The following is a 25,831-nucleotide window of genomic DNA, read 5'->3' as shown; positions in this document are numbered from 1 at the left end:
CTCGAAACGGCGATCGCGCAGACCGGAATAAATAAAAGTAATCACAAACAGCAGAGAAAATAGTACGACGATGGTGGGGGCTGGTGCGCTGTCGATGAAAAATGACAGATACACGCCCATAAACGAGGTAACGACTGAGATAATCACTGCCAGCCACAAGGCATGGAAAAATTTCCGTGTCATTAATATCGCGATGGCACCCGGGGCAATTAGTAAGGAAATCGACAAAATAATGCCTACCGATTTCAGCGTGGCGACGATCGTCAGGGCAATCATACACAACAGACCATAATGCAGCAGCGTCGTGTTAAGACCGCTGGCCTTTGCCTGATGCGGATCGAATGCGTGCAGTAGTAGATCTTTCCACTTTAGCCCGATGATAAGCGCAATCCCCAGCGTGATAACGGAGGTTTGCACAATATCGCTAAACGACACGCCCAGCATATCGCCGAACAGAATATGATCGAGATGGACCTCCGACTGGATCGAAACGTACAGCACCAGGCCCGCGCCAAACATACCGGAAAAGACGATCCCCATCAGGGTGTCACGCTTAATTCGGCTATTGTCGTCGAGATAGCCCGTCGCCACCGCGCAAAACAATCCGGCGATAAACGCGCCAATCGCCAGTGGAATACCTGCAATCCACGCCAGCACAATGCCGGGGAAAACCGCGTGGCTCATGGCATCGCCCATCAGCGCCCAGCCTTTAAGCACCAAAAACACTGACAACAGCGCACAGGGGATGGCGACAATGGTGGAGATGACCAGCGCATTGACCATAAAGCTAAACTGAAAGGGTTCCAGCAGCGTCGTTAAGCTCATACGGACTCCTTGTTTACCTGACGGGCACGACGGCGATTCGCCAGCAGACCGTGTTTTGGCGCAAAGACAAACGCCAGCAGGAACAGCAGCGTTTGTAGAACCACAATAATTCCGCCGGTTGCGCCGTCCAGCCAGTAGCTCAGCCAGGCGCCAAAAAAGCTGGTCAGGCTGCCGATAGCTACGGCGATAGTGAGTAGACGTGGAAAACGATCCGTCAGCAGCCAGGCGGTGGCGCCGGGTGTGACCACCAGACAAATCACCAGAAATGCGCCGACGGTTTGCAGAGCGGCAACCGTGGAAACGGAGAGCAGCGTAAAAAATAACAGCTTTAGCCAGCCAGGATTCAGACCGATGGAGCGCGCGTGGTTTTCATCAAAAAAAACCACCATCAGATCTTTCCACTTCAACAACAGAATAGTCAGCGAGATGACGCCGATGATGGCCAGTTGCACAATATCTTCCGGTGCAATCGCCAGCACGTTTCCCAGAATAATGGTCTGGATGTTGACCGACATCGGATTGAGCGACACCATAAACAGCCCGATACCGAAAAAAGAGGAAAAAATCAGTCCGATAATCGCATCTTCCTTCAGGCGCGAGCGCTGATTGAGAAACAGCATGCTGCCCGCTGCCAGTCCACCGGAAAGAAAAGCGCCAAGCGCGAAGGGAAGCCCTAACATATAAGCGCCAGCAACGCCCGGAACGATAGAGTGCGACAGCGCGTCGCCAATCAGCGACCAGCCTTTGAGCATCAGATAGCAGGAGAGAAACGCACACAGGCCGCCGACCATCGCCGAGACCCACATCGCGTTGAGCATGTACTGGTAACCAAACGGTTCTGTCAGCCAGTTCATGATTATTCCCCCTCGTTGGCCGCACGTCGCGAAATAAACGGGCGTTCATCATCGGTAATCACATGTTGCTCACCGCCGCTCAGCGCCACATGGCGCAGAACGCCGCTGAATGCCTGCTCGAGATTCTCAGTCGTAAAGGTGGTTTCGGTCGGGCCACTTGCCAACACCGTACCTTTAATCATTACCGTGTAATCACAAAACTCGGTAACGGACCCCAGATTATGGGTAGAGACCAGCATGGTCCGCCCCTCATCGCGCAGTTCGCGTAGCAGGTCGATGATGCGCGCCTCGGTTTTCACATCCACGCCGGTGAAGGGTTCATCCAATAAAATCACCTGTCCATCCTGGGCAATAGCCCTCGCCAGAAAAACGCGTTTTTTCTGCCCGCCGGACAGTTCACCTATCTGGCGATGGCGATAGTCCAGCATATCGACCCGTGCCAGCGCCGCATCAACACAGGCGCGGTCGATCTGTTTTGGCCGACGCAGCCAGCCCATGTGGCCAAAGCGACCCATCATTACCACATCTTCCACCAGTACCGGAAACGACCAGTCCACCTCTTCCGACTGAGGAACATAGGCAATCAGATTCTGTTTCAGCGCCTGATTAACCGGCTGTTGCAGAATAGATATTTCCCCCTGCGCCAGGCGAACAAAACCCATCAGCGCTTTAAAAAGCGTTGATTTTCCCGAACCGTTTACGCCGACCAGGGCGGCAATCGAACCGCCCGGAACCTGAAAAGTGGCGTCCCGCAATGCGGTGTGACCGTTGCGATACGTCACCGTAACCTGATTTACGGTAATCGCAGAGTGACTCATGGTTGGCTCTCCAGACCTTCGTTGATGCCGTTAACAATGGTTTGTGTTGTGACGCGCAGTAAATCCAGATAGGTCGGTACCGGGCCATCAGCAGCGCTGAGCGAATCGACATACAGCACACCGCCGTAATGCGCACCGGATTCACGGGCGACCTGACGCGCAGGCTTGTCGGAGACAGTGCTTTCGCTAAATACCGTTGGGATATGATGCGCTCTGATCGCATCGATCACTTTGCGTACCTGTTTGGGGGTGCCCTGCTGATCGGCGTTGATCGGCCACAGATACAACTCTTTCAGGCCGTTATCGCGTGCCAGATAAGAAAACGCGCCTTCACTGGTGACCAGCCAGCGTTTATCGGCAGGGAGCTTCGCCAGTTCTGCATGTAGTGGCGCCAGGGTCTGCTGGATTTTGGCTTTATAGCTCTGCGCATTTTTCTGGTAGATTGCGGCATTCTGCGGATCGTATTTCATCAGCGCATCGCGAATATTATCCACGTAGATAAGTGCGTTCTCTGCCGACATCCAGGCGTGCGGATTCGGTTTGCCGTTGTACGGCCCTTCGCTGATACCCATTGGCTGCACACCGTTGGAGACCATTACCTCCGGCACGCCGGATAAATGCTGGTAGAAACGGGCAAACCACAGCTCGAGGTTGAGCCCGTTCGAAAGGATAAGCTGTGCGCCTTGCGCCCGCTTGATATCGCCCGGCGTGGGTTGATATTCATGAATTTCTGCCCCAGGTTTGGTGATGGAACTGACGTCCGCAGCGTCACCTGCCACGTTACTTGCCATATCCGCAATCACCGTAAAAGTGGTTATCACTTTGAACTTTTCTTGCGCCCAGGCAGGCGACAACGTCAGCGCCGTTAACGCGCCAGCAAGGAGAAATGACTTCAGATGGGGCAACTGCGGCATAGTATCCCTCACAACAAAGTGGTTAATTTATCAACGAATATAGCCTTTGCTATGTTATATAGCACAAGGTATAAGCAAATGAAAATAATTCTTATTTGCGTAGGGTGCTAAGAATGTATCACCTTCAGGTAATAGTCCTGTGTATGGTTAAGGTGTATTATTTATGCAACTTAATTGGGAGGCACCATGTCCGGCAAACGTATTGCACGTGAAAAAATGACGATCCAGAGAATGATCTCGCTGTACGAGCGCCAGTGTCCGCAGGCCTCAGACGAGCCGGGGCATTACGATGCGTTGTTTGCCTATGCGCAAAAGCGTCTGGATAAGTGCGTATTTGGTGAGGAAAAACCGGCCTGCAAACAGTGCCCGGTACACTGTTATCAACCCGCCAAACGTGAAGAGATGAAGCAGATTATGCGCTGGGCTGGGCCAAGAATGCTCTGGCGTCATCCGATCCTGACCGTACGTCATCTGATTGATGACAAACGTCCCGTCCCGGAATTACCCGAGAAGTACCAGCGGAAGAAGTAATGTAGCAATTCTATGCCGGATGGCGGCTGCGCCTTATCCGGCCTACAAATATAAACGCACCAGTGGGTAGACCCGATAAGCAAAGCGCCATCGGGCGAACCGTTAAACCAGCGCATCCTTATCAATACCCAGGCGCTTCATGCGTGACAGCAACGTCGTGCGCTTCAGTCCCAGTCGTTGCGCCGCGCCTTTGGGGCCGGCAACGACGCCGTTAGTCTCTTTCAGCACGCGCATGATCAACTGGTATTCATCTTCGCCATCTTGTGCGACTTCGGTCGCCACTGGCGGCGTGGAAGGCGTCAAAGCGACAACATCCGGCAGAGACAGTTGCAGTACATTGCCCCTTGTGAGCAGCACCGCGCGTTCTACCACATTTTCCAGTTCACGCACGTTACCCGGCCATTCCATACTGCTCAGCGTACGCAGCGCTTCGGCGGGAATACTGTCGATATTGCGCCCCATTCGGCGGGCAATTTTAAAGGTGAAAGCTTTTACCAATAGCGGAATATCTTCCGGGCGTTCGCGCAGCGGCGGCAGATGGATCGGGAAGACGTTCAGCCGATAGTAGAGATCGTTGCGAAACTCGCGATCGGCGACCATCTTTTTCAGATCGCGGTTGGTGGCGGCGATCAAACGGACATCGGTCTGGATCAGCTTATTGCTGCCCAGACGCTCAAACTCCTGTTCCTGCAAAACGCGCAATAGCTTCGGCTGAAGCTCAAGCGGCATGTCGCCCACTTCATCAAGGAACAGTGAGCTTTTGTCCGCCAGTTCGAAACGCCCAATACGTTGCGTGCTGGCTCCGGTAAACGCACCGCGCTCATGACCAAACAGATCGCTTTCCAGCAATCCGGCAGGCATTGCCGCACAGTTCATTTTTACCATCCGGCGGGCGTTACGGCCGCTCAGGTTATGAATCGCTCTGGCGATCAGCTCTTTGCCTGTCCCGGTCTCGCCGAGAATCAATACGGTGCTGTCACTTTGCGCCACCATCTCGACCTGTTTGAGCACACTGTACATCGCTTCGCTGCGGCCAATGATTTCGCCGAACTCGCTGTCAACGTTGTTGAGCTGCTCTGTCAGCGCCAGGTTTTCATCGACCAGACGTTCTTTCAGACGGTGAATTTCCTGGTAGGCGAGGGCGTTATCCACGGCAATCGCCACACGCTCGGCAATCTGGCGTAGCAGTTTGAGATTGGCGGTGGTGAAGACTTTCTCTTCGCACTGCGCCAGCTTCAGTACGCCAAGCATGTTATTGCCGGACATCAACGGCAGCAGGCACAGCGTCTGTAATTGGTTGCCCCAGGTCTCGAACAGCATCCGTTCATAAGGAGCAAGGGCGTCGCGTTCGCTCAGGTTAATCAGCAGCATCTCTTTGCTTTTGAAGACCCGCTCAGAGAGTGTGCCTGCTTCGTCCACTTCGCTCTGTTCGTGCGCCGGATGATGCTCATCCAGATAGTGGGTGGAGTAGATGCTCAGCTTATTTTTGCGACTGCTGCGTAACACGATACTGATAGCATCGATGTCGAAATAATGGTGGATCTCTTTGGCGACTTCGCTGACCAGTTCATCTATGTCCAGTCGGGAAAGCACCGCATTGGTGATGGCGACCAGGATGCGAAAGTTGTCACGCTCACGGCACAGCAGATCGTAATCGACGTTATTGCTGACTCTGCTCTGAATTTGTTCAGCCACGACACCGACAATCTGGGTGAAGGTCTGGAGCCGATTGTACTCTTTTTCGCTCCATGGTCTGTCTTCGTTGCGGATGAATTCGCAACCGCCAAAGATGCGCCCATCCGCCGCCAGCGGCAGCAGACAGTAGTGACCAAATTCAGAATACAATCCGCCGGATGCCAGCTGCGGCCAGGTTTCCGTGAACTCATGATAGTTGCAGTGCAGCGCGTCGGGGCGCGACAGGATACGGCGTATCGGCCCATGCGCCAGCACCGTTTCGTCTTCATAATCGATAGGTTTACTATTTTCGCGCGTCGCAAAATAACGCGCACGTTGCGTTTGTGCCTGCCATAAGACAATAGCCGCGCAGTCGGCCAGTCCGGAATGCCTGGCCAGCTGTGAAAGCGCCTCGCTGAGAGACTGAAGATCGGGCTGCTGTAATAATGTACGAGTAATATCGAACAGGCCTTGCTGTCCGAGGTCACTCATCGGTGTATACGACATATTGCTTTTCCAGGGAAAGCACCGCAAAACGGTGCGAAAACGGTAAATGAATTATAGGTATAAGTCGTAAATTATTGCCGGATGGCTGACCGCAAACTCGCTGGTCACGCAATCCGTAGGCCTGATAAGCAAAGCCATCAGGCGATAATGCAGCATTAATGCCGGATGTCGACGCCAATGCGTCTTATCCGGCTTACAGCATGCTGCCAACTGCCTGCTAGCATATACGAGGTAAAGGTTCAGCGTGTGGTAAATCGAGGGTTCGTTTCACGCCATACAGTCCGGCAAGACGTACACCTTTACGTTCAACTACTTCGCCAATCATTGCCGCGTCGCGTCCTAACGGATGCGCGCGCAGCGCGGCAAGCACGCTTTCAGCAGCCTGACGCTCAACGGCAATCACCAGTTTGCCTTCGTTGGCAAAGTTGAGCGCATCGAGGCCCAGCAGCTCGCAAACGCCACGCACCGCAGGCTTCACGGGCAGGGCCGCTTCAGACAGCTCAATACCAAATCCACATGATGCGGCAAACTCATGCGTCACCGCATTCACGCCGCCACGGGTGGCGTCACGCAGCGCCTTCACGCCGGGTATATCACGTATCGTCTGGATAAGCGGCGTTAACACCGCACAGTCGCTAACCAGTTCGCCATCAAGACCCAATTGCTCGCGCAGATTAAGAATGGTTGCACCATGGTCGCCGAGCGTACCGCTAACCAGCAATACATCGCCAGGGCCGAGAGTTTGCGCGCCCCAGTGAATGTTGGCGGGGATCGCCCCCATACCAGCGGTGTTGATGAACAACTTATCTGCGGCGCCACGCTGCACGACTTTGGTATCACCGGTCACGATGGCGATGCCCGCTTCGCGTGCGGTTGCCGCCATGCTGGTGACGACGGTTTTCAGCGTCTCCATCGGCAGACCTTCTTCAAGGATAAAACCGCAGGAGAGATAACGCGGAATCGCGCCGCTGACGGCGACATCGTTAGCCGTACCGCAGATAGCCAGCTTGCCGATATTACCGCCGGGGAAGAACAACGGATCGATAACATAGCTGTCGGTAGAGAACGCCAGACGATCGCCCTCTGCAACCAACTGCGCCAGTTCCAGACGCGCCTGATCTTCCTGTTCCGCCAGCCACGGATTAGCAAAAGCCTCCATAAACAGACTGTTGATCAACTGCTGCATAGCCTGACCGCCGCTACCGTGGGCGAGTTGTACGCTGTTCATGCTTCACACTCCTGCTGACGATACTGATACCAGGCGGCACATGCGCCTTCTGAGGAGACCATCAGTGCGCCAAAGGCGGTCTCCGGGTTACAGGTTTTACCAAATAACGGGCACTGATGCGGTTTACATCTGCCGGTCAACACCTCTCCGCAACGCGCGCGCGGATCGTCATATACCTGCTGTGGCGCTGGCTGAAAATGCGCTTCGGCATCAAAACGTTGATAGTCCGGCGTCAGGTGAACGCCAGACGATTCGATCACGCCCAGACCGCGCCATTCGCTGTCGCCGTTGACGCAAAATACCTCAGCGATGGCCTGTTGCGCTAAGGCGTTACCGGCATCCGGTACCACGCGGCGGTACTGGTTTTCGACCTGGCTTTGGGCGGCGATTTTCTGTTCAATCAGCATCACCACGCCTTGCAGCAGGTCGAGCGGCTCAAAGCCGGCGACCACTAACGGGCGATGGAAATCTGAGGCAATGAAATTATAGGCGTCGGTGCCAATCACCATGCTGACGTGCCCCGGTGCTAAAAAGGCATCGATGCCGTTGTCCGGCTGTTCCAGCAGGCTGCGCAGCGTGGGGATTAGCGTAATGTGCTGACAGAAAAAGTAAAAGTTCTGCACATCGCGTTGTTTGGCCTGCTGTAGGGTGATGGCGGTGGTCGGCATGGTGGTTTCAAAACCCAGACCAAAGAACACAACCTTACGCGTTGGGTTTTCCTGCGCCAGCTTCAGCGCATCCATCGGCGAATAGACGATGCGGATATCCGCGCCGCGCGCTTTGGCCTGTAGTAGTGAGCCTTGTTTTCCCGGCACGCGCATGGCGTCGCCAAAGGTGCAGAAAATCACTTCCGGATGGCTGGCGATTTCAACACAGCTGTCGATCCTGCCCATCGGCAGAACGCAAACCGGGCAGCCAGGACCGTGAATGAACTCCACGTTTTCGGGCAGCAGTTGGTCGAGTCCGAATTTGAAAATAGCGTGGGTATGGCCGCCACAAACTTCCATGATGCGCAGCGGTCGTTCAGCGGTATAGGGGAGGAGAGCGGCACGTTCACGCAGGTGCTCTATCAACTGCATCACCTGTTCTGGTGCGCGGTATTCGTCAACAAAACGCATTTATTTTTCCTCGCCGTACAGCAACGCGCCGACATCCGGCTCAACGTCAAACATATTTTGCAGCGCGTCGAGCGTGTCGCGCGCTTCTGCTTCATTAATGATGCTCATCGCAAAGCCGACGTGGACCAGTACCCACTGACCCAGACGCGGCTGACCATTTTCATCACAGCTACCGACCAGCGTCAGGTCGACATCGCGCTGAATACCGCAAACGTCGACTTTGGCCTGGTTGCCATCAATGGTGCGGATTTGACCCGGAACACCTATGCACATCGTTGCGTCTCCAGCCAGGAGAGCCATTGGTCCATCCCTTCGCCGCTGGTGGCGGAAATCAGGATGATCTCAATGTCCGGGTTCACTTCCCGGGCGCTGGCGATGCACTTTTCAACATCAAAATTGAGGTACGGCAGCAGATCCACTTTATTGAGCAGCATCAGCGATGCGGCGGCAAACATATGCGGATATTTCAGCGGCTTATCTTCGCCTTCGGTGACGGACAGCACCGCCACTTTATGACGTTCGCCGAGGTCGAAGCTGGCCGGGCAGACCAGGTTACCGACGTTTTCAATAAACAGAATGCCGTTGTTATCAAGCGGCAAACGCGGCGCGGCGTCAGCAATCATTTGCGCGTCAAGGTGGCAACCTTTACCCGTGTTGACCTGGATGGCGGGGGTGCCGGTGGCGCGAATACGGGCGGCATCGTTGACCGTCTGTTGGTCGCCTTCAATCACGGCGCACGGAACGCTGTCTTTCAGCTTGATCAGCGTTTCGGTCAGTAGCGTCGTTTTACCTGAGCCCGGGCTTGAGACGAGGTTTAATACCAGATGCTGACGAGCGGCAAAACGGGCGCGGTTACGTTCGGCCAGACGGTTATTTTTGTCCAGCACGTCAATTTCGACTTCCAGCATACGGCGCTGACTCATGCCTGGCGCATGGGTACCCGCCTCGCCATGACCGTAGTGCAGGTCGCCTTCTGCGGTCTGGCTCGGTGCGAAATTAGAGGTTTTCACACCGGTAATATTCAGCGCCGGGCGAGCCGCCGGGGCAAATGGCGCGCTGCGAAACGCCGAGTGGGGATTATGCTCATCACCCTCTATATAAAGGTTGCCTTCAGCGCAACCACATGTCGTACACATCGCTCACTCCTGATCTCTTTCTTGTTACAGGCTTTTTGCCGGATGGCGACGCAAGCGTCTTCTCCGGCCTGGCAGGTGCCACCGGAATTAGTCTTCGGCGTCGCCTATTTCAATTCGTCGAATCTGTAAACCATCATCGGCCACAATTCTCAGCGTATCGCTGTTGCATTGCGGACACCGACGCACGCGTTGCGTCAGTAACGTGACGTATTGCTGACAAGATTCGCACCAACATTCCGCTTCTTGTTCTTCGAGGTGGAGTTTACAACCTTCTGCAAGGGTCCCACGGCATACCAGATCAAAACAAAAGGCGAGAGCGCTGGTTTCTACGCAAGAAAATGCGCCAATTTTGAGCCAGACCCCAGTTACTCGCTTGGCACCGTGTTGCGTGGCCTGTTGTTCAATCAATTCCAGTGCTCTTTGGCAGAGGGTTATTTCGTGCATACCGCCTCCTATGAAGTTGCCGTATTAAAAGCAATAAACATGCCAGGTTGAATTTTTTCATCCGTGACAATGACGACAATGACGAAATGACACGTCGTCACCCATCTTTGATTTTTTATGTATTTGAAAATAAAGGAAATTAATTTTGGCATGAAATGTGCTTAAGGCTGTTCATCTCTGCTAAACGGGTAACCTGACATGACTATTTGGGAAATAAGCGAAAAAGCCGATTACATCGCTGAACGGCATCGTCGCCTACAGGACCAGTGGCGTATTTACTGCAACTCGCTGGTTCAGGGGATCACCCTGTCGAAAGCGCGTTTGCATCATGCGATGAGCTGCGCGCCGGACAAAGATCTGTGCTTTGTCCTTTTTGAACACTTCGTTATCTACGTCACGCTGGCGGATGGTTTCAACAGTCACACCATCGAGTATTACGTCGAAACGAAAGAGGGTGATGATAAACAACTGATTGCACAGGCACAGTTGACCATCGACGGTAAAGTTGATGAGCGTATCAGCAACCGCGATCGCGAGCAGGTGCTGGAGCACTATCTCGAAAAAATCGCCAGTGTCTACGACAGCCTGTACACCGCGGTTGAGAACAATATGCCGGTGAATTTAAGCCAGCTGGTTGCGGGACATAGCCCGGCGTAAGCCTCGGGTGCTGCCCACGTTTGTCATGACGCGGCGTTACTACTGCGTCACGACAGTTTAGGGAATGGGCATGTCGAAAAATGTCGAAATGACATTTGCCTGACATGTTTTCGTCAAAAATGACTATCACCTGAGGAATGCCTGGTGAATCGTTTTGTAATTGCTGACTCCACTCTTTGTATTGGCTGCCACACCTGTGAAGCCGCCTGCTCAGAGACACATCGCCAGCATGGCCTGCAGTCAATGCCGCGCCTGAAAGTGATGTTAAATGAAAAAGAATCCGCGCCGCAGCTTTGCCACCAGTGTGAAGATGCGCCTTGCGCTACCGTTTGTCCGGTTAATGCGATTAATCGCGTTGACGGCGCCGTACAGCTGAATGAAAGCCTGTGCGTAAGCTGCAAACTGTGCGGGATCGCCTGTCCGTTCGGCGCTATTGAGTTTTCCGGTAGCCGTCCGCTGCATATCCCGGCAAACGCCAATACATCAAAAGCGCCGCCGGCCCCGCCAGCTCCAGCTCGCGTAAGCACGCTGCTGGACTGGGTTCCGGGCATTCGTGCCATCGCGGTGAAATGCGATCTGTGTAGTTTTGACGAGCAAGGTCCGGCCTGCGTACGCATGTGTCCGACCAAAGCCCTGCATCTGGTGAGCAACATGGATATCGCCCGCGCCAGCAAACGTAAACGTGAGCTGACTTTCAATACCGACTTCGGCGATCTCACCTTGTTTCAGCAGGCTCAAAGTGGAGATGCAAAATGAGCGCAATTTCACTGATTAACAGCGGCGTGGCCTGGTTTACAGCGGCTGCGGTTCTGGCATTTCTGTTTTCATTTCATAAACCGCTGAGCGGCTGGATTGCAGGGGTTGGCGGCGCGGTTGGCAGTTTGTGTACGGCTGGCGCGGGTTTTATGGTGCTGACCAACGCGCTGGCGGTAAGCGGTGTGATGCCGTTTATTGGTCACAGCCTGCAAATTACCCCGTTGAACGCTATCTGGCTGATTACTCTGGGCCTGTGCGGTCTGTTTGTCAGCCTGTACAACATTGACTGGCATCGCCATCCACAGGTGAAAGCCAACGGCCTGCTGGTGAATCTGCTGATGGCCGCAGCGGTATGTGCGGTGGTTGCCAGCAACCTCGGTACGCTGGTGGTGATGGCGGAAATCATGGCGCTGTGCGCGGTGTTCCTGACCGGTTGCAGTAAAGAAGGCAAGCTGTGGTTTGCGCTGGGGCGCATCGGCACGCTGCTGTTGGCGATTGCCTGCTACCTGGTGTGGCAGCGCTACGGTACGCTGGAACTGCGTCTGCTCGATCTGCGCACCCAGGAGCTGCCGCTTGGGTCTGACATCTGGCTGCTGGGCGTGGCGGGTTTTGGCCTGCTGGCCGGGATTATCCCACTGCACGGTTGGGTGCCGCAGGCACACGCTAACGCCAGCGCGCCGGCTGCGGCACTGTTTTCTACCGTGGTCATGAAGGTCGGTCTGTTGGGTATTCTCTCCCTGTCGCTGCTGGGCGGTAACGCGCCGCTGTGGTGGGGCATTACGCTGTTGGTGCTGGGTATGATCACCGCATTTGTCGGCGGTCTGTATGCGCTAATGGAACATAACATCCAGCGTTTGCTGGCGTACCACACGCTGGAAAACATCGGCATTATTCTGCTGGGGCTGGGTGCTGGCGTAACCGGGATTTCACTGAATCAACCGGCGCTGATTGCGTTGGGTTTGACCGGTGGTCTGTATCATCTGGTCAACCACAGCCTGTTCAAAAGCGTTCTGTTCCTCGGTGCTGGCAGCATCTGGTTCCGTACCGGTCATCGTGATATCGAGAAGTTGGGCGGTATCGGTAAACGTATGCCGATTATCTCTCTGGCGATGCTGGTTGGCCTGATGGCGATGGCCGCACTGCCGCCGCTGAACGGTTTTGCCGGTGAGTGGGTCATCTATCAGTCCTTCTTTAAGCTTGGCAACAGCGGCGCGTTTGTCGGTCGTCTGTTAGGGCCGTTGCTGGCGGTAGGACTGGCGATTACTGGCGCGCTGGCGGTGATGTGTATGGCGAAAGTGTATGGCGTTACGTTCCTTGGCGCGCCGCGCACGAAGGAAGCTGAAAATGCCTGCTGCGCGCCAATCCTGATGGGCGTGAGCGTGGTTGCGCTGGCTATCTGCTGCGTGATTGGCGGCGTTGCTGCGCCGTGGCTGCTGCCGATGATTTCCTCTGCCGTTCCACTGCCGCTGGAAACCGCGAACACCACCGTTTCTCAGCCAATGATCACGCTGCTGCTGATCGCGTGTCCGCTGCTGCCGTTCATCATCATGGCAATTTTCAAAGGCAACCGTCTGCCGTCGCGTTCACGCGGTGCGGCATGGGTGTGTGGCTACGATCACGAGCAGTCAATGGTCATTACCGCACACGGTTTTGCCATGCCGGTGAAAGAAGCCTTTGCCCCGGTACTCAAATTGCGTAAATGGCTGAACCCGGTATCACTGGTTCCGGGCTGGCAGAATGCGGCCGCCCCGGTACTGTTTCGTCGCCTGGCGTTGATTGAGCTGGCGGTGCTGGTGGTGATTGTGGTTTCACGAGGAGCCTGAAAATGAGTGTTTTATATCCGTTAATTCAGGCGCTGGTGCTGTTTGCCGTTGCGCCGCTGCTGTCCGGTGTGACCCGCGTGGCGCGTGCGCGTTTGCATAATCGTCGCGGTCCGGGCGTTTTGCAGGAATACCGCGACATTATCAAACTGCTGGGCCGTCAGAGCATTGCGCCTGCGGATTCCAGCTGGGTTTTCCGCCTGACGCCATTTGTGATGGTAGGTGTGATGCTGACTATCGCCACCGCGTTGCCGGTAGTGACCGTTGGTTCACCGCTGCCGCAATTGGGCGATCTGATCACCTTAATTTACCTGTTCGCCATCGCCCGTTTCTTTTTCTCTATCGCGGGCCTGGATACCGGTAGCCCGTTTACTGCGATTGGCGCCAGCCGCGAAGCGATGCTCGGCGTGCTGGTTGAACCTATCCTGCTGCTGGGACTGTGGGTGGCGGCGCAGGTTGCGGGTTCAACCCATATCAGCAATATCGCCGATACCGTTTACCACTGGCCTGCTGCGCGCAGCATCCCGCTGATTCTGGCCCTGTGCGCCTGTGCTTTCGCCACCTTTATCGAAATGGGCAAACTGCCGTTCGATCTGGCGGAAGCAGAGCAGGAACTGCAGGAAGGTCCATTGACCGAATACAGCGGCAGCGGTTTTGCGGTGCTGAAGTGGGGTATTAGCCTCAAACAATTGGTCGTACTGCAAATGTTCGTCGGCGTGTTCCTGCCGTGGGGACAGATGGAGACCTTCACCGCGGGTGGGCTGCTGCTGGCGCTGGTGATTGCCGTCGTCAAACTGGTCCTCGGCGTGCTGGTCATTGCCTTGTTCGAAAACAGCATGGCGCGTCTGCGTTTTTGCGCCACTTCACGCGTGACCTGGGCCGGTTTTGGGTTTGCGTTTTTAGCGTTCGTCTCCTTGCTGGTGGCGTGATTTAAGAGAGTTTGAGCATGTCTGAAGAAAAATTAGGTCAACACTATCTCGCCGCTCTGCACCAGGCCTTTCCGGGCGTGGTGCTGGATGAAGCCTGGCAGACCAAAGATCAGCTGACGATCACCGTCAAGGTGAACTACCTGCCGGAAGTGGTTGAGTTCCTGTACTACAAACAGGGCGGCTGGTTGTCCGTGCTGTTTGGTAACGACGAACGTCAGTTGTGCGGCCATTACGCCGTTTATTACGTGATGTCGATGGAGCAGGGCACCAAGTGCTGGATTACCGTCCGCGTTGAAGTGGATGCCAATAAGCTGGAATTCCCATCCGTGACGCCACGCGTTCCGGCAGCCGTCTGGGGCGAGCGTGAAGTGCGCGACATGTACGGTTTGATCCCGGTCGGTTTGCCGGATGAACGTCGTCTGGTGCTGCCGGATGATTGGCCGGACGAGCTGTATCCGCTGCGTAAAGACAGTATGGATTATCGTCAGCGCCCGGCGCCGACCACCGATGCTGAAACCTACGAGTTCATCAACGAACTGGGTGACAAGAAAAATAACGTGGTGCCGATTGGCCCGCTGCACGTGACCTCCGATGAGCCCGGTCACTTCCGTCTGTTTGTTGACGGCGAGAACATCATCGACGCCGACTATCGTCTGTTCTATGTCCACCGCGGCATGGAGAAACTGGCGGAAACCCGTATGGGTTACAACGAAGTGACGTTCCTGTCGGACCGCGTGTGCGGCATCTGCGGTTTTGCCCACAGCACCGCCTATACCACCTCCGTAGAGAATGCGATGGGTATCGTGGTGCCGGAGCGCGCGCAGATGATCCGCGCCATTCTGCTGGAAGTGGAGCGTTTGCACTCGCATCTGTTGAACCTCGGCCTGGCCTGTCACTTCACCGGTTTTGATTCCGGCTTTATGCAGTTCTTCCGCGTGCGGGAAACGTCGATGAAGATGGCGGAGATCCTCACCGGGGCGCGTAAAACTTACGGTATGAACCTGATCGGCGGTATCCGTCGTGACCTGCTGAAAGACGATATGATCCAGACCCGTCAACTGGCGCAGCAGATGCGTCGTGAGGTGCAGGAACTGGTCGATATGCTGCTCAGCACGCCGAACATGGAACAGCGTACCGTGGGTATTGGTCGTCTGGATCCGGAGATCGCCCGCGACTTTAGTAACGTCGGTCCGATGGTTCGCGCCAGCGGTCACGCGCGTGACACCCGCGCCGATCACCCATTTGTGGGTTATGGTTTGCTGCCGATGGAAGTGCACAGCGAGCAGGGTTGCGACGTCATTTCTCGTCTTAAAGTCCGTATCAATGAAGTCTATACCGCACTGAACATGATCGACTTTGGTCTGGACAACCTGCCGGGCGGCCCGCTGGCGGTGGAAGGCTTTACCTATATTCCTCACCGCTTCGCGCTGGGCTTTGCCGAAGCGCCGCGCGGCGATGACATCCACTGGAGCATGACCGGCGATAACCAGAAACTGTATCGCTGGCGCTGCCGTGCGGCGACCTACGCCAACTGGCCAACGCTGCGTTACATGCTGCGTGGCAACACTGTTTCCGATGCCCCGCTGATTATCGGTAGCCTCGATCCTTGCTACTCCTGTACTGACCGTATGACCGTGGTCGATGTGCGTAAGAAGAAGAGCAAAGTCGTACCGTACAAAGAACTTGAGCGCTACAGCATCGAGCGTAAAAACTCGCCGCTGAAATAAGGAATCGCCATGTTTACCTTTATCAAAAAAGTCATCAAAACCGGGGCGCCGACGTCGTCGTATCCGCTGGAGCCGATTGCGGTCGATAAAAATTTCCGCGGTAAACCCGAGCACAATCCGCAGCAGTGCATTGGCTGCGCGGCCTGTGTCAATGCGTGTCCATCCAATGCGCTGACGGTTGAAACCGATCTGGTTACCAATGAGCTGGCGTGGCAGTTCAACCTCGGTCGCTGCATCTTCTGCGCCCGCTGCGAAGAAGTTTGCCCGACGGCGGCGATCAAGCTGTCGCAGGAATATGAGCTGGCGGTATGGAAGAAAGAAGATTTCCTGCAGCAGTCTCGCTTTTCGCTGTGTAACTGCCGCGTCTGTAACCGCCCGTTCGCGGTACAAAAAGAGATTGATTACGCCATTGCGCTGCTCAAGCACAACGGTGACAGTCGCGCGGAAAACCACCGTGAAAGCTTTGAGACCTGCCCGGATTGTAAGCGCCAGAAATGTCTGGTGCCGTCTGACCGTATTGAACTGACTCGCCATATGAAAGAGGCCAGCTGATGAGCAATTTATTAGGCCCACGTGACGCCAACGGTATTCCGGTACCGATGACGGTGGATGAATCCATTGCCAGCATGAAAGCATCGCTGCTGAAAAGCATCAAGCGTTCAGCGTATGTTTATCGTGTGGACTGCGGCGGCTGCAACGGCTGCGAAATCGAAATTTTCGCCACGCTCTCTCCGCTGTTTGATGCCGAACGCTTTGGTATCAAAGTGGTACCGTCGCCGCGTCATGCGGATATCCTGCTGTTTACCGGCGCGGTAACCCGCGCGATGCGTTCTCCGGCGCTGCGCGCCTGGCAGTCTGCGCCGGATCCGAAAATTTGTATCTCTTACGGCGCCTGCGGTAACAGCGGCGGTATCTTCCACGACTTATACTGCGTATGGGGCGGCACGGATAAAATCGTTCCGGTGGACGTGTATATTCCTGGCTGTCCGCCGACGCCTGCGGCAACGCTGTACGGTTTTGCGATGGCGCTGGGTCTGCTGGAACAGAAAATTCATGCGCGTGCGCCAGGTGAACTGGACGAACAGCCCGCTGAAATTCTGCATCCGGATATGGTTCAACCGCTGCGTGTGAAGGTGGACCGCGAAGCTCGCCGTCTGGCGGGTTACCGCTACGGTCGCCAGATTGCTGATGACTATATGACGCAGTTAGGGCAGGGTGAACATCAGGTGGCGCGCTGGCTGGAAGCGGAAAACGATCCGCGTCTGACCGAAATCGTCACGCATCTTAACCATGTAGTCGAAGAGGCGCGTATCCGATGAGTGAAACGGTGGTGTTCAGTCAACTGAGCCGTAAGTTTATTGATGAGAACGATGCGACGCCCGCAGAGGCGCAGCAGGTTGTCTATTACAGCCTGGCGATTGGTCACCACCTTGGGATCATCGATTGCCTGGAAGCGGCGTTAACCTGTCCGTGGGATGAATATCTGGCGTGGATAGCCACCCTTGCCGAGGGCAGCGAAGCCCGGCGGAAAATGGAAGGCGTGCCGAAGTATGGCGAGATCGTCATCGATTTCAACCATGTGCAAATGCTGGCGCGCGCGTTTGATGATGCGCGCGCCGTGCAGACTCCGCAGCAGCAGGAGTGGAGCAAGCTGATGCTCAGCATGCTGCATGATATTCACCAGGAAAGCGCCATCTATCTGATGGTGAGGAGACACCGTGACTGACGTTTTACTTTGTGTCGGCAACAGCATGATGGGCGATGACGGCGCGGGTCCGCTACTGGCGGAAATGTGCGCTGCCAATCCTCAGGGCAACTGGGTTGTCATCGACGGCGGCAGCGCGCCGGAAAACGATATCGTCGCTATCCGTGAACTGCGCCCGCAGCGTCTGTTGATTGTGGATGCCACCGACATGGGGTTAAACCCGGGTGAAATCCGCATTATCGACCCGGATGATATTGCTGAAATGTTCATGATGACCACCCACAACATGCCGCTGAACTATCTGGTCGATCAGCTAAAAGAGGATGTTGGCGAGGTGATCTTCCTCGGCATTCAGCCGGATATTGTCGGTTTTTATTACCCGATGACGCAGCCGATCAAAGATGCGGTCGAGACCGTCTATCAACGATTAGCCGGATGGGAAGGCCACGGTGGATTTTCCGGGTTAGAAGCGCCAGAAGAGTAACCTTACCAACGCCGGATGCCAGTGGCATCCGGCCTGTTTTGAGCCTCACACACTCTGTTCTTCACTTGCCTGCTCGATAATTAATTTCCCCTGCATCACCGAAACATTCACTGCCGTCCCGGTAGGGAATCCCGCTTGTTCCAGCCAGTCGCCGTTCAGCGTTAGCGAGGCATGCCGACTGATACGGAGCGTGAAACCCGTGTTACGATCTTCATGGCGTTTTCTGACATAGCCCACTTTCAAACGACGTACGGGTTTGGTGATAACCACTGCTGTTGTGCCATTTTCATCAGACATGAACGCTTCCTTGTGGTGAACGGATAAGAGAAAAACTACTGAATAAAATGCCAGTAAAAATGCGCAAGGGCAAACCGGAAACTGGAAGGAAGATTCCACATTTGGAATGCAATTCATGAAATGAAAATAGGTGATTCTGCCGAAGGATTACAAAACCCTCCGGCTGAGGAATTACGCCAGATCGGCCCCGTTACTGGCGATCACTTTTTTGTACCACCAGAATGATTTTTTGCGGGTACGCGCCAGCGTGCCTTGGCCCGCATCGTCCCGGTCTACATACACAAAACCGTAACGCTTGCTCATCTCGCCGGTTGAGGCGGAAACCAGATCGATGCAGCCCCAGGTGGTGTAACCCATTAGCGGCACACCATCTTCAATGGCGTCAGCCATGGCGCGGATGTGTTCGCGTAAATAGCGAATGCGATAGTCGTCATTAATCTCTCCGTTGGCATCCATTTCATCTTTCGCCCCCAGCCCGTTTTCCACCAGAAACAGCGGCTTCTGATAACGGTCATACATCATATTCATCGTGATGCGCAGGCCAAGCGGATCGATACCCCAGCCCCATTCGCTGGCGGCAATGTACGGATTACGCAGTGATTTCACTACGTTGGCAGCGCTGGTGTTGCCCGTGTTCATGTCAGCGGAGGCGCAGCGTGATGCGTAATAGCTAAACGAGACGAAATCGACGGTGTTCTTCAGGATGTCGTCATCTTCTGCGGCTTTTTCTATCGTCACGCCCTTTTCGCGAAACACCCGGGCGGAGTAGGCGGGATAAGCCCCGCGCGCCTGCACATCAATAAAGAACAGGTTTTCGCGGTCTTTTTCCAGCGCGGTCCACACATCTTCTGGTTTACAGGAGTAAGGATAAAAATTACCGCCCGCCAGCATGCAACCGACCCGGTTTTGCGGATTCACTTCATGGGCGATTTTCGTCGCCAGGGCACTGGCAACCAGTTCGTGGTGGGCGGACTGATATTTCACCTGATCCTGATTTTCACCCTCTTCAAACACCAACCCGGCCCCTGAAAAAGGGCTGTGCAGCATGATGTTGATTTCGTTGAACGTCAGCCAGTATTTCACCAGACCGTCAAAGGCTTCGAAGCAGGTGCGGGCGTAACGGGTAAAGAACTCCACCATTTTGCGGTTCCGCCAGGAGCCGTACTCGGTAACCAGATGCATGGGCACATCGAAGTGACATAGCGTGACTAACGGCTCAATACCGTATTTTTTACACTCGGCAAAAACGTCCCGGTAAAAAGCGATACCTTCTTCATTAGGCGCCAGTTCGTCGCCGTTAGGGTAGAGACGACTCCAGGCTATTGAGGTGCGAAAAACTGTAAACCCCATTTCCGCCATCAGCGCAATATCTTCCTTGTAGCGATGATAAAAGTCGATCGCCTGATGGCTGGGATAAAATTCGTCGTCCTGAAGCGTATAGCGCTTCTCCTGACCCAGTTTAACCGGCATCCGGTGTTCGCCATGGGGGAGCATATCGATGGTGGTCAGCCCTTTACCGCCTTCCCGGTATGCCCCTTCAGACTGGTTGGCGGCCAGCGCGCCGCCCCATAAAAATCCTTGCGGAAAAACAGACATAGTTAACCTCAGTTCATGCCAGTCAAATGCTGGCTCCATTGATATTGCCCGCTTGTGCGGCCTGATTTTTTCTGGCCTGCGCGGCAGCATCTTCGACAGGAATATCTTCAAAGCCGAGAATCAGTGTTAATACAAAGGAAAGCACGACCGCCAGCGCCATCACGCCAAACACCCAGACAATGGTCATCGGATTAGCCGGATCGAAAAACTGGACGCTGGTGAACAGGCCAGGGGCCGCCATGGAATGGCTCGCTAGTCCAGCCATACCGGCAACGGCACCGCAGATAAACCCGCTGATTAGGCTCGCAATCAGTGGGCGTTTCAGACGGATCGCCACGCCGTACAGCGCGGGTTCGGAAATGCCTGCCATGATGGCTGAAGCGGCGGCCGCCAACGCTGTCTGACGCAGTTCCGGGTTTTTGGTTTTCCATGCCACCGCCAGCGATGAACCGCCCAGCGACAGATTGGCGCCGATTTCAGAGGGCATCACCATGCCTTCTTTACCGGTTTCGGCAATGGTCTGGATAATGGTGGGCGTAAACACGCGGTGCATACCCGTCATCACCAACAGCGGCCACAATGCGCCCATAATGGCGACCGACAGCCAGCCGAGATAGCCGTGAATGGTATAGACCAGCGCTGAAATCGCGCTACCGATCCAGATACCAATCGGGCCGATTAAAACGATCGCGAGCGGGGCGGCGATCAGCACGATCAGCATCGGTTTGAGGAAGTTTTTGGTCACTGCCGGCGTGATACGATCCACCCAACGTTCGATATATGACAGACACCAGGTCATGACCAGTGCCGGGATCACGGTGTAGGTGTATTTGACCGCCGTCACCGGGATCAGGGCGAACTCAACGTGCTCACCCTGCGCGGCTTTTGCCATCAGATCGATAAAACTGGGATGGACCAGCACACCCGCAATAGCAATTGCCAGCGACATGTTGGTTTTGAATTTGATGGCTGCCGAAGCGGCGACCATCAGCGGCAGGAAGAAAAATGCGCCGTCGCCGATAACGGTCAGAATGGTGAGGGTGGACGATCCTTTTACCAGCACGCCGGTCATTTCCAGAACCATTGCCAGCAGTTTGAGCATTGATCCACCGATAATTGCCGGGATCAGCGGTGACATCGTGCCGATCAGCGCATCGAGGATCCCCGCGCCAATCCGTTTCAGCGTCAGCCGGGGTTTGGTTTGCGGCTCAGCAGGTTGCATGTTGGTAGGTAGCAGGCTGACAACTTCGCGATACGCCTGCGAAACGGTGTTGCCGATGATCACCTGACACTGATTATCGTTACGTACTACGCCCAGCACGCCAGGAAGCGTTTTCAGCGTCGCGCTATCGACCTGCGCATCATCTTTGATAACGAAACGCAAACGGGTCATACAGTGGGTCACTGCTGTGATGTTGTCGACGCCTCCCAGAGCCGTCACAACGGAGCGCGCCAGCGCTGCATAATTCTTGGACATCGGATTTAATCCTGTTTTATCAGTAGGGTACGTTATGTTTTATCCGTTTGCGCAGGTCGCGTTTCTGAGTTGATGAAACTCAGATAGGAAACCGGTTCCACAAAATCATGTTTAATTTATATTCTTTAAACAAGAATTAATTTTTATTTTTCTTATAATTGTGATGATGATCACCAGATGTCAGGCGCCGCGTTTTAGCAGCGAGGACAGCGGCGAAACGGTGCAGTACACTGCGTCACATTAAGAGCAAAGGGATGAGTACTATGACCACGATGCTGGAGGTGGCGAAGCGGGCCGGGGTGTCGAAAGCGACGGTTTCCCGGGTGCTTTCCGGGAACGGTTACGTCAGCCAGGAAACCAAAGACCGCGTGTTTCAGGCCATTGAAGAGAGTGGTTACCGCCCTAACTTGCTGGCGCGCAGTCTGGCGGCGAAGACCACGCAGACGCTGGGGCTGGTGGTCACTAACACCCTTTATCACGGCGTCTATTTCAGCGAACTGCTGTTTCACACCGCGCGGATGGCGGAGGATAAGGGGCGCCAGTTGTTGCTGGCTGATGGTAAGCATAGCGCAGAGGAAGAGCGTCAGGCGATCCAGTACTTACTCGACCTGCGCTGTGACGCGATTATGATCTATCCGCGTTTTCTCAGCGTGGATGAAATAGACGAGATCATTGACGCGCACGCCCAGCCGATTATGGTGCTTAATCGACGGCTGCGTAAAAACAGTAGCCACAGCGTCTGGTGCGATCAAAAACAAACCAGCTTTAACGCCGTTGCGCAGTTGATTGCCGCCGGGCACCAGGAGATTGGTTTTATTACCGGCTCGATGGATTCGCCTACCGGCGTGGAACGACTCTCAGGCTATAAAGACGCGCTGGCTGCGCATAGCATTTCGCTAAATAATGATTTGATTGTCAAAGGAAAGTGGACGCCAGCCTGCGGTGCCGCGGGCGTTGATACGCTGCTTTCACGCAAGGTCAATTTTACCGCGCTGGTGGCCAGCAATGATGATATGGCGATAGGCGCGATGAAGCAGTTGCATGATCAGGGTATCCGTGTGCCTGCCCAGGTGTCGGTGATTGGTTTCGATGATATCGCCATCGCGCCATACACTATTCCGGCGCTTTCCAGCGTCAAAATTCCGGTGACGGAAATGATCCAGGAAACGATTGGTCGCCTGATATTTATGCTGGGTGACGGGGCATTTACGCCGCCAAAAATCTTCACCGGGGAACTCATTCAGCGCGATTCTGTTGCGCCATACGTTTCGCGCTGACGGCTGTCATTTGTCATCGTCACTAGTGACGATGACACACCATTCTTACATCCATCAAAATAAAAACCCTTTAATAACAGTGCATTAAAATTTGGCACGATTCGTGAATGCTTCGGCAGATAATCTGTCATTGCTGGAGAAATTGATGAACCGTTTCATCATTGCAGACGCCAATAAATGCATTGGTTGCCGTACCTGTGAAGTGGCCTGCGTAGTATCCCATCAGGATAACCAGGACTGCGCATCGCTGACCCCTGAAACCTTTTTACCCCGCATTCACGTCATCAAAGGCGTTAACGTCTCCACGGCGACGCTGTGCCGCCAGTGTGAAGACGCGCCGTGCGCTAACGTCTGTCCAAACGGTGCAATCAGCCGTGATAAAGGCTTTGTCCACGTGATGCAGGAACGCTGCATTGGCTGTAAAACCTGCGTGGTGGCGTGTCCTTATGGGGCAATGGAAGTTGTCGTGCGTCCGGTTGTGCGTAACAGCGGCGCGGGCCTGAACGTTCGTGCAGAAAAAGCCGAAGCCAACAAGTGCGACCTGTGCCACCACCGCGAAGCGGGTCCTGCCTGTATGGAAGTCTGCCCGACTCACGCGCTGATTTATGTGGATCGCAATAAGCTTGAGCAACTGAGCGCTGAAAAACGCCGCCGCGCGGCGCTGGACTCCACCGCATCTTTGCTGTTCTGATCGCTAAAAATCCGCGTAAAATACGGTAGTACTTATGCCGGATGGCGGCTTCGCCTTATCCGGCCTACTTTTCGCATTCACGTAGGCCTGATAAGCGTAGCGCCATCCGGCAAACCGGGATAGATGACTGCGGGAAGGACATAATGACAATCAACAACCACTCCGGCGTACAACTGCGTATTCGCGGCAAGGTACAGGGCGTCGGGTTTCGCCCCTTCGTCTGGCAACTGGCGCAGCGCCTGCAACTGCATGGCGACGTGTGCAACGACGGTGACGGTGTGGTGGTGCGCTTACAGGAAGATCCGGCGGAGTTTATTGCGCAATTACATCAACATTGTCCGCCGCTGGCGCGCATTGATAGCATTGAGAGCGAACCATTCGCCTGGACGCAGCAGCCTGCCGATTTCTCGATTCGCCAAAGTGCAGGCGGTACGATGAATACGCAAATTGTCCCGGACGCCGCGACTTGTCCCGAATGCCTTGTTGAAATGAACACCCCCGGCGAACGTCGCTATCGCTACCCCTTCATCAACTGCACCCATTGTGGCCCGCGTTTTACGATTATCCGCGCCATGCCGTACGACCGTCCGTTTACCGTGATGGCGTCCTTCCCTCTCTGTGCGCAATGCGATACAGAGTATCGCGATCCCTATGACCGTCGCTTTCACGCCCAACCCGTTGCCTGCCCGCAATGTGGTCCACATCTTGAGTGGCTAAGCGCGGGTGAGCGAGCGGAAAAAGAAGAGGCGCTGCAGGCGGCGGTAGCGTTGCTAAAAGCGGGCGGCATTGTCGCTGTGAAAGGCATTGGCGGATTTCATTTGGTCTGCGATGCGCGAAATGATAATGCTGTGGCGCTGCTCCGGTTGCGTAAACATCGCCCGGCTAAACCGTTGGCGGTGATGTTGCCTGCTGACGACGGACTGCCTGAAGCTGCGCGTCGTCTGTTAACCACCCCTGCCGCGCCGATCGTGTTGGTGCAAAAACGCTATGTAGCGGCATTGAGCGAGGGAATAGCGCCAGGGTTAACGGAAGTTGGCGTTATGCTGCCAGCGAATCCGTTGCAGCATCTCCTGTTACAAGAGATGCAGTGCCCGCTGGTAATGACCTCCGGCAACCTCAGCGGCAGGCCGCCAGCCATTACCAACGCGCAGGTGCTGGAAGATTTACGCGAGATTGCCGACGGTTTCCTGCTGCATAACCGCGAAATTGTGCAGCGTATGGATGACTCCGTGGTGCGTGAAAGCGGGGAAATGCTGCGCCGCTCGCGGGGTTACGTACCGGATGCGGTCGCGTTGCCGCCGGGTTTTCGTGACGTGCCGCCGATGCTGTGTTTAGGCGCGGATCTAAAAAATACCTTCTGTCTGGTGCGTGGCGAACAGGCGGTTATCAGTCAGCATTTGGGCGATCTCAGCGATGACGGCATCCAGCAGCAGTGGCGTGATGCGCTGCGCCTGATCCAAAACATTTATGACTTTACGCCACAGCGTATCGTGCATGATGCCCACCCCGGCTATGTTTCCAGCCTGTGGGCCAGTGAGATGAATCTGCCGAGCGAAACGGTGCTGCATCACCATGCGCATGCCGCTGCGTGTATGGCCGAGCACGGTTGGCCGCTGGACGGTGGCGACGTTATCGCTCTGACGGTAGACGGTATCGGCATGGGAGCAAACGGCGCGCTGTGGGGCGGAGAGTGTTTGCGGGTCAACTATCGTGAATGCGAACACCTGGGCGGCTTACCCGCGGTCGCGCTGGCGGGCGGTGATCTGGCGGCAAAGCAGCCGTGGCGTAACCTGCTCGCGCAGTGTCTGCGTTTTGTCCCTGACTGGCAGCGATTCCCGGAAACATCGGCGCTGCAACAGCAAAACTGGAACGTGCTGGCACGCGCCATTGAGCGGGGGATCAATGCGCCGCTGGCGTCATCGTGCGGACGGCTGTTTGATGCCGTTGCCGCCGCGCTCCAGTGCGCACCGACTTCGCTGAGCTATGAAGGCGAGGCCGCCTGCGCGCTGGAGGCACTGGCATCGCAATGTGAAGGCGTTGAGCATCCGGTAACAATCCCCTTGCAAGGTAATGAGCTTGACCTGGCTGTTTTTTGGCAGCAATGGCTGAACTGGCAGGGGGCGCCTGCGGCAAGAGCGTGGGCGTTTCATGATGCGCTGGCGTGTGGGTTTGCCACGCTGATGCGTGAGCAGGCTGAAGCGCGTGGCGTTAAGACGTTAGTATTCAGCGGTGGCGTGATGCATAACCGTTCGTTGTCATCGCGGCTGGCATTTTATCTGGCTGATTTCACCTTACTGTTCCCGCAGCGTTTACCGGCGGGTGATGGGGGATTATCGCTGGGGCAGGGCGTGATTGCCGCGGCGCGA

Annotated in this window: 26 protein-coding genes; 13 read left to right on the top strand and 13 right to left on the bottom strand. The window is 55.2% G+C overall.

The window, feature by feature from the left end; genetic code table 11:
- From sitD to JSN25_RS00630, 4 genes are all read right to left on the bottom strand, one after another.
- Positions 1 to 825: metal ABC transporter permease (gene sitD, locus JSN25_RS00645; RefSeq protein ID WP_204525375.1), on the bottom strand; the 825-nt coding region annotated here is incomplete at its 3' end.
- On the bottom strand, positions 822 to 1,679 hold the full coding sequence (sitC, locus tag JSN25_RS00640; RefSeq protein WP_085048857.1) for an iron/manganese ABC transporter permease subunit SitC: 858 nt from the start codon (positions 1,677 to 1,679) through the stop codon (positions 822 to 824). The genes sitD and sitC, both read right to left, overlap by 4 nt.
- Positions 1,680 to 1,681: 2 nt before the next feature.
- Complete coding sequence (sitB, locus tag JSN25_RS00635; RefSeq protein ID WP_069324560.1) at positions 1,682 to 2,497, bottom strand: iron/manganese ABC transporter ATP-binding protein SitB; 816 nt, start codon at positions 2,495 to 2,497, stop codon at positions 1,682 to 1,684.
- The gene (locus tag JSN25_RS00630; protein WP_038633117.1) at positions 2,494 to 3,411 is read right to left on the bottom strand and encodes a metal ABC transporter substrate-binding protein; all 918 of its coding nucleotides are present in this window, start codon (positions 3,409 to 3,411) and stop codon (positions 2,494 to 2,496) included. The genes sitB and JSN25_RS00630 overlap by 4 nt, the downstream gene beginning before the upstream one ends.
- Positions 3,412 to 3,597: 186 nt before the next feature.
- Between JSN25_RS00630 and JSN25_RS00625 the strand changes: the two genes are divergently transcribed.
- Positions 3,598 to 3,942, top strand: a complete 345-nt coding sequence (locus JSN25_RS00625) for a nitrous oxide-stimulated promoter family protein (RefSeq protein ID WP_044699707.1) — start codon at positions 3,598 to 3,600, stop codon at positions 3,940 to 3,942.
- A gap of 102 nt (positions 3,943 to 4,044) precedes the next feature.
- Here the strand turns inward: JSN25_RS00625 and flhA are convergent, their stop codons facing one another.
- The 6 genes from flhA to hypA form a co-directional block, all read right to left on the bottom strand.
- On the bottom strand, positions 4,045 to 6,123 hold the full coding sequence (flhA, locus tag JSN25_RS00620; protein ID WP_038633112.1) for a formate hydrogenlyase transcriptional activator FlhA: 2,079 nt from the start codon (positions 6,121 to 6,123) through the stop codon (positions 4,045 to 4,047).
- A gap of 217 nt (positions 6,124 to 6,340) precedes the next feature.
- Positions 6,341 to 7,351 carry a hydrogenase expression/formation protein HypE gene (gene hypE / locus JSN25_RS00615; RefSeq protein ID WP_204525374.1) on the bottom strand — a complete coding sequence of 337 codons (1,011 nt, stop codon included), beginning with the start codon at positions 7,349 to 7,351 and terminating at the stop codon, positions 6,341 to 6,343.
- The gene (gene hypD / locus JSN25_RS00610; RefSeq protein ID WP_038633106.1) at positions 7,348 to 8,469 is read right to left on the bottom strand and encodes a hydrogenase formation protein HypD; all 1,122 of its coding nucleotides are present in this window, start codon (positions 8,467 to 8,469) and stop codon (positions 7,348 to 7,350) included. Before hypD ends, hypE begins: the two co-directional genes overlap by 4 nt.
- Complete coding sequence (gene hypC, locus JSN25_RS00605) at positions 8,470 to 8,742, bottom strand: hydrogenase 3 maturation protein HypC (RefSeq protein ID WP_038633103.1); 273 nt, start codon at positions 8,740 to 8,742, stop codon at positions 8,470 to 8,472.
- Entirely contained in the window at positions 8,733 to 9,605 is an 873-nt protein-coding gene (gene hypB / locus JSN25_RS00600) for a hydrogenase nickel incorporation protein HypB (RefSeq protein ID WP_159121377.1), read from the bottom strand. Before hypB ends, hypC begins: the two co-directional genes overlap by 10 nt.
- Positions 9,606 to 9,692: 87 nt before the next feature.
- Entirely contained in the window at positions 9,693 to 10,049 is a 357-nt protein-coding gene (hypA, locus tag JSN25_RS00595; protein WP_042310587.1) for a hydrogenase maturation nickel metallochaperone HypA, read from the bottom strand.
- Positions 10,050 to 10,247: 198 nt separating this feature from the next.
- Between hypA and hycA the strand changes: the two genes are divergently transcribed.
- The 9 genes from hycA (at position 10,248) to hycI (ending at position 18,127) form a co-directional block, all read left to right on the top strand.
- Positions 10,248 to 10,706, top strand: coding sequence for a formate hydrogenlyase regulator HycA (hycA, locus tag JSN25_RS00590; protein ID WP_038633094.1), 459 nt, complete (start codon positions 10,248 to 10,250; stop codon positions 10,704 to 10,706).
- A gap of 144 nt (positions 10,707 to 10,850) precedes the next feature.
- Complete coding sequence (hycB, locus tag JSN25_RS00585) at positions 10,851 to 11,462, top strand: formate hydrogenlyase subunit HycB (RefSeq protein ID WP_038633091.1); 612 nt, start codon at positions 10,851 to 10,853, stop codon at positions 11,460 to 11,462.
- A complete protein-coding gene (hycC, locus tag JSN25_RS00580; RefSeq protein ID WP_110497040.1) occupies positions 11,459 to 13,285 on the top strand; it encodes a formate hydrogenlyase subunit 3 in 1,827 nt (608 codons plus the stop codon). The genes hycB and hycC overlap by 4 nt, the downstream gene beginning before the upstream one ends.
- 2 nt (positions 13,286 to 13,287) lie before the next feature.
- Positions 13,288 to 14,211: a respiratory chain complex I subunit 1 family protein gene (locus tag JSN25_RS00575; RefSeq protein ID WP_042310580.1), complete on the top strand. Its 924-nt coding sequence runs from the start codon at positions 13,288 to 13,290 to the stop codon at positions 14,209 to 14,211.
- A 17-nt stretch (positions 14,212 to 14,228) separates the two neighbouring features.
- Complete coding sequence (hycE, locus tag JSN25_RS00570; protein WP_006687169.1) at positions 14,229 to 15,938, top strand: formate hydrogenlyase subunit HycE; 1,710 nt, start codon at positions 14,229 to 14,231, stop codon at positions 15,936 to 15,938.
- Between the two features lie 9 nt (positions 15,939 to 15,947).
- A complete protein-coding gene (hycF, locus tag JSN25_RS00565) occupies positions 15,948 to 16,490 on the top strand; it encodes a formate hydrogenlyase subunit HycF (RefSeq protein WP_038633082.1) in 543 nt (180 codons plus the stop codon).
- Positions 16,490 to 17,257, top strand: coding sequence for a formate hydrogenlyase subunit HycG (gene hycG / locus JSN25_RS00560; RefSeq protein WP_003037388.1), 768 nt, complete (start codon positions 16,490 to 16,492; stop codon positions 17,255 to 17,257). The genes hycF and hycG overlap by 1 nt, the downstream gene beginning before the upstream one ends.
- A complete protein-coding gene (locus tag JSN25_RS00555) occupies positions 17,254 to 17,664 on the top strand; it encodes a formate hydrogenlyase maturation HycH family protein (protein ID WP_003037385.1) in 411 nt (136 codons plus the stop codon). The genes hycG and JSN25_RS00555 overlap by 4 nt, the downstream gene beginning before the upstream one ends.
- On the top strand, positions 17,657 to 18,127 hold the full coding sequence (hycI, locus tag JSN25_RS00550) for a hydrogenase maturation peptidase HycI (RefSeq protein ID WP_038633079.1): 471 nt from the start codon (positions 17,657 to 17,659) through the stop codon (positions 18,125 to 18,127). The genes JSN25_RS00555 and hycI overlap by 8 nt, the downstream gene beginning before the upstream one ends.
- Before the next feature lie 45 nt (positions 18,128 to 18,172).
- Here the strand turns inward: hycI and JSN25_RS00545 are convergent, their stop codons facing one another.
- The 3 genes from JSN25_RS00545 to ascF all read right to left on the bottom strand — a co-directional run bounded on the left by JSN25_RS00545 (position 18,173) and on the right by ascF (position 21,497).
- The gene (locus tag JSN25_RS00545) at positions 18,173 to 18,424 is read right to left on the bottom strand and encodes a SymE family type I addiction module toxin (protein WP_038633077.1); all 252 of its coding nucleotides are present in this window, start codon (positions 18,422 to 18,424) and stop codon (positions 18,173 to 18,175) included.
- A gap of 171 nt (positions 18,425 to 18,595) precedes the next feature.
- Entirely contained in the window at positions 18,596 to 20,020 is a 1,425-nt protein-coding gene (locus tag JSN25_RS00540; protein WP_204525373.1) for a 6-phospho-beta-glucosidase, read from the bottom strand.
- A 22-nt stretch (positions 20,021 to 20,042) separates the two neighbouring features.
- On the bottom strand, positions 20,043 to 21,497 hold the full coding sequence (ascF, locus tag JSN25_RS00535; protein WP_204525372.1) for a PTS cellobiose/arbutin/salicin transporter subunit IIBC: 1,455 nt from the start codon (positions 21,495 to 21,497) through the stop codon (positions 20,043 to 20,045).
- Between the two features lie 263 nt (positions 21,498 to 21,760).
- Here ascF and JSN25_RS00530 point away from each other — a divergent pair, with 263 nt between their 5' ends.
- The 3 genes from JSN25_RS00530 to hypF all read left to right on the top strand — a co-directional run.
- Positions 21,761 to 22,774, top strand: a complete 1,014-nt coding sequence (locus JSN25_RS00530) for a LacI family DNA-binding transcriptional regulator (RefSeq protein ID WP_204525710.1) — start codon at positions 21,761 to 21,763, stop codon at positions 22,772 to 22,774.
- A gap of 145 nt (positions 22,775 to 22,919) precedes the next feature.
- Positions 22,920 to 23,465, top strand: coding sequence for an electron transport protein HydN (gene hydN / locus JSN25_RS00525; RefSeq protein ID WP_003037366.1), 546 nt, complete (start codon positions 22,920 to 22,922; stop codon positions 23,463 to 23,465).
- 143 nt (positions 23,466 to 23,608) lie between these two features.
- The coding region (hypF, locus tag JSN25_RS00520; protein WP_204525371.1) for a carbamoyltransferase HypF at positions 23,609 to 25,831 on the top strand (2,223 nt) is incomplete at its 3' end.

Source organism: Citrobacter cronae (assembly GCF_016893685.1).
GTDB classification, from domain to species: domain Bacteria; phylum Pseudomonadota; class Gammaproteobacteria; order Enterobacterales; family Enterobacteriaceae; genus Citrobacter; species Citrobacter werkmanii.
The sequence above is the reverse complement of the archived record's forward strand: the minus strand, read 5'-3'. Positions and strand labels throughout refer to the sequence as shown.

What these genes read in the sequence shown, in the direction of transcription:
- JSN25_RS00575 (WP_042310580.1), top strand. Translation starts at nt 13,288, where the DNA reads ATGAGTGTTTTATATCCGTTAATTCAGGCGCTGGTGCTGTTTGCCGTT.
- hypA (WP_042310587.1), bottom strand. Translation starts at nt 10,049, where the DNA reads ATGCACGAAATAACCCTCTGCCAAAGAGCACTGGAATTGATTGAACAA.
- hycC (WP_110497040.1), top strand. Translation starts at nt 11,459, where the DNA reads ATGAGCGCAATTTCACTGATTAACAGCGGCGTGGCCTGGTTTACAGCG.
- JSN25_RS00555 (WP_003037385.1), top strand. Translation starts at nt 17,254, where the DNA reads ATGAGTGAAACGGTGGTGTTCAGTCAACTGAGCCGTAAGTTTATTGAT.
- sitB (WP_069324560.1), bottom strand. Translation starts at nt 2,497, where the DNA reads ATGAGTCACTCTGCGATTACCGTAAATCAGGTTACGGTGACGTATCGC.
- hycA (WP_038633094.1), top strand. Translation starts at nt 10,248, where the DNA reads ATGACTATTTGGGAAATAAGCGAAAAAGCCGATTACATCGCTGAACGG.
- hypC (WP_038633103.1), bottom strand. Translation starts at nt 8,742, where the DNA reads ATGTGCATAGGTGTTCCGGGTCAAATCCGCACCATTGATGGCAACCAG.
- hypE (WP_204525374.1), bottom strand. Translation starts at nt 7,351, where the DNA reads ATGAACAGCGTACAACTCGCCCACGGTAGCGGCGGTCAGGCTATGCAG.
- JSN25_RS00540 (WP_204525373.1), bottom strand. Translation starts at nt 20,020, where the DNA reads ATGTCTGTTTTTCCGCAAGGATTTTTATGGGGCGGCGCGCTGGCCGCC.
- ascF (WP_204525372.1), bottom strand. Translation starts at nt 21,497, where the DNA reads ATGTCCAAGAATTATGCAGCGCTGGCGCGCTCCGTTGTGACGGCTCTG.
- hycE (WP_006687169.1), top strand. Translation starts at nt 14,229, where the DNA reads ATGTCTGAAGAAAAATTAGGTCAACACTATCTCGCCGCTCTGCACCAG.
- sitC (WP_085048857.1), bottom strand. Translation starts at nt 1,679, where the DNA reads ATGAACTGGCTGACAGAACCGTTTGGTTACCAGTACATGCTCAACGCG.
- JSN25_RS00630 (WP_038633117.1), bottom strand. Translation starts at nt 3,411, where the DNA reads ATGCCGCAGTTGCCCCATCTGAAGTCATTTCTCCTTGCTGGCGCGTTA.
- flhA (WP_038633112.1), bottom strand. Translation starts at nt 6,123, where the DNA reads ATGTCGTATACACCGATGAGTGACCTCGGACAGCAAGGCCTGTTCGAT.
- JSN25_RS00625 (WP_044699707.1), top strand. Translation starts at nt 3,598, where the DNA reads ATGTCCGGCAAACGTATTGCACGTGAAAAAATGACGATCCAGAGAATG.
- JSN25_RS00530 (WP_204525710.1), top strand. Translation starts at nt 21,761, where the DNA reads ATGACCACGATGCTGGAGGTGGCGAAGCGGGCCGGGGTGTCGAAAGCG.
- hypD (WP_038633106.1), bottom strand. Translation starts at nt 8,469, where the DNA reads ATGCGTTTTGTTGACGAATACCGCGCACCAGAACAGGTGATGCAGTTG.
- hycF (WP_038633082.1), top strand. Translation starts at nt 15,948, where the DNA reads ATGTTTACCTTTATCAAAAAAGTCATCAAAACCGGGGCGCCGACGTCG.
- hydN (WP_003037366.1), top strand. Translation starts at nt 22,920, where the DNA reads ATGAACCGTTTCATCATTGCAGACGCCAATAAATGCATTGGTTGCCGT.
- JSN25_RS00545 (WP_038633077.1), bottom strand. Translation starts at nt 18,424, where the DNA reads ATGTCTGATGAAAATGGCACAACAGCAGTGGTTATCACCAAACCCGTA.
- hycG (WP_003037388.1), top strand. Translation starts at nt 16,490, where the DNA reads ATGAGCAATTTATTAGGCCCACGTGACGCCAACGGTATTCCGGTACCG.
- hypB (WP_159121377.1), bottom strand. Translation starts at nt 9,605, where the DNA reads ATGTGTACGACATGTGGTTGCGCTGAAGGCAACCTTTATATAGAGGGT.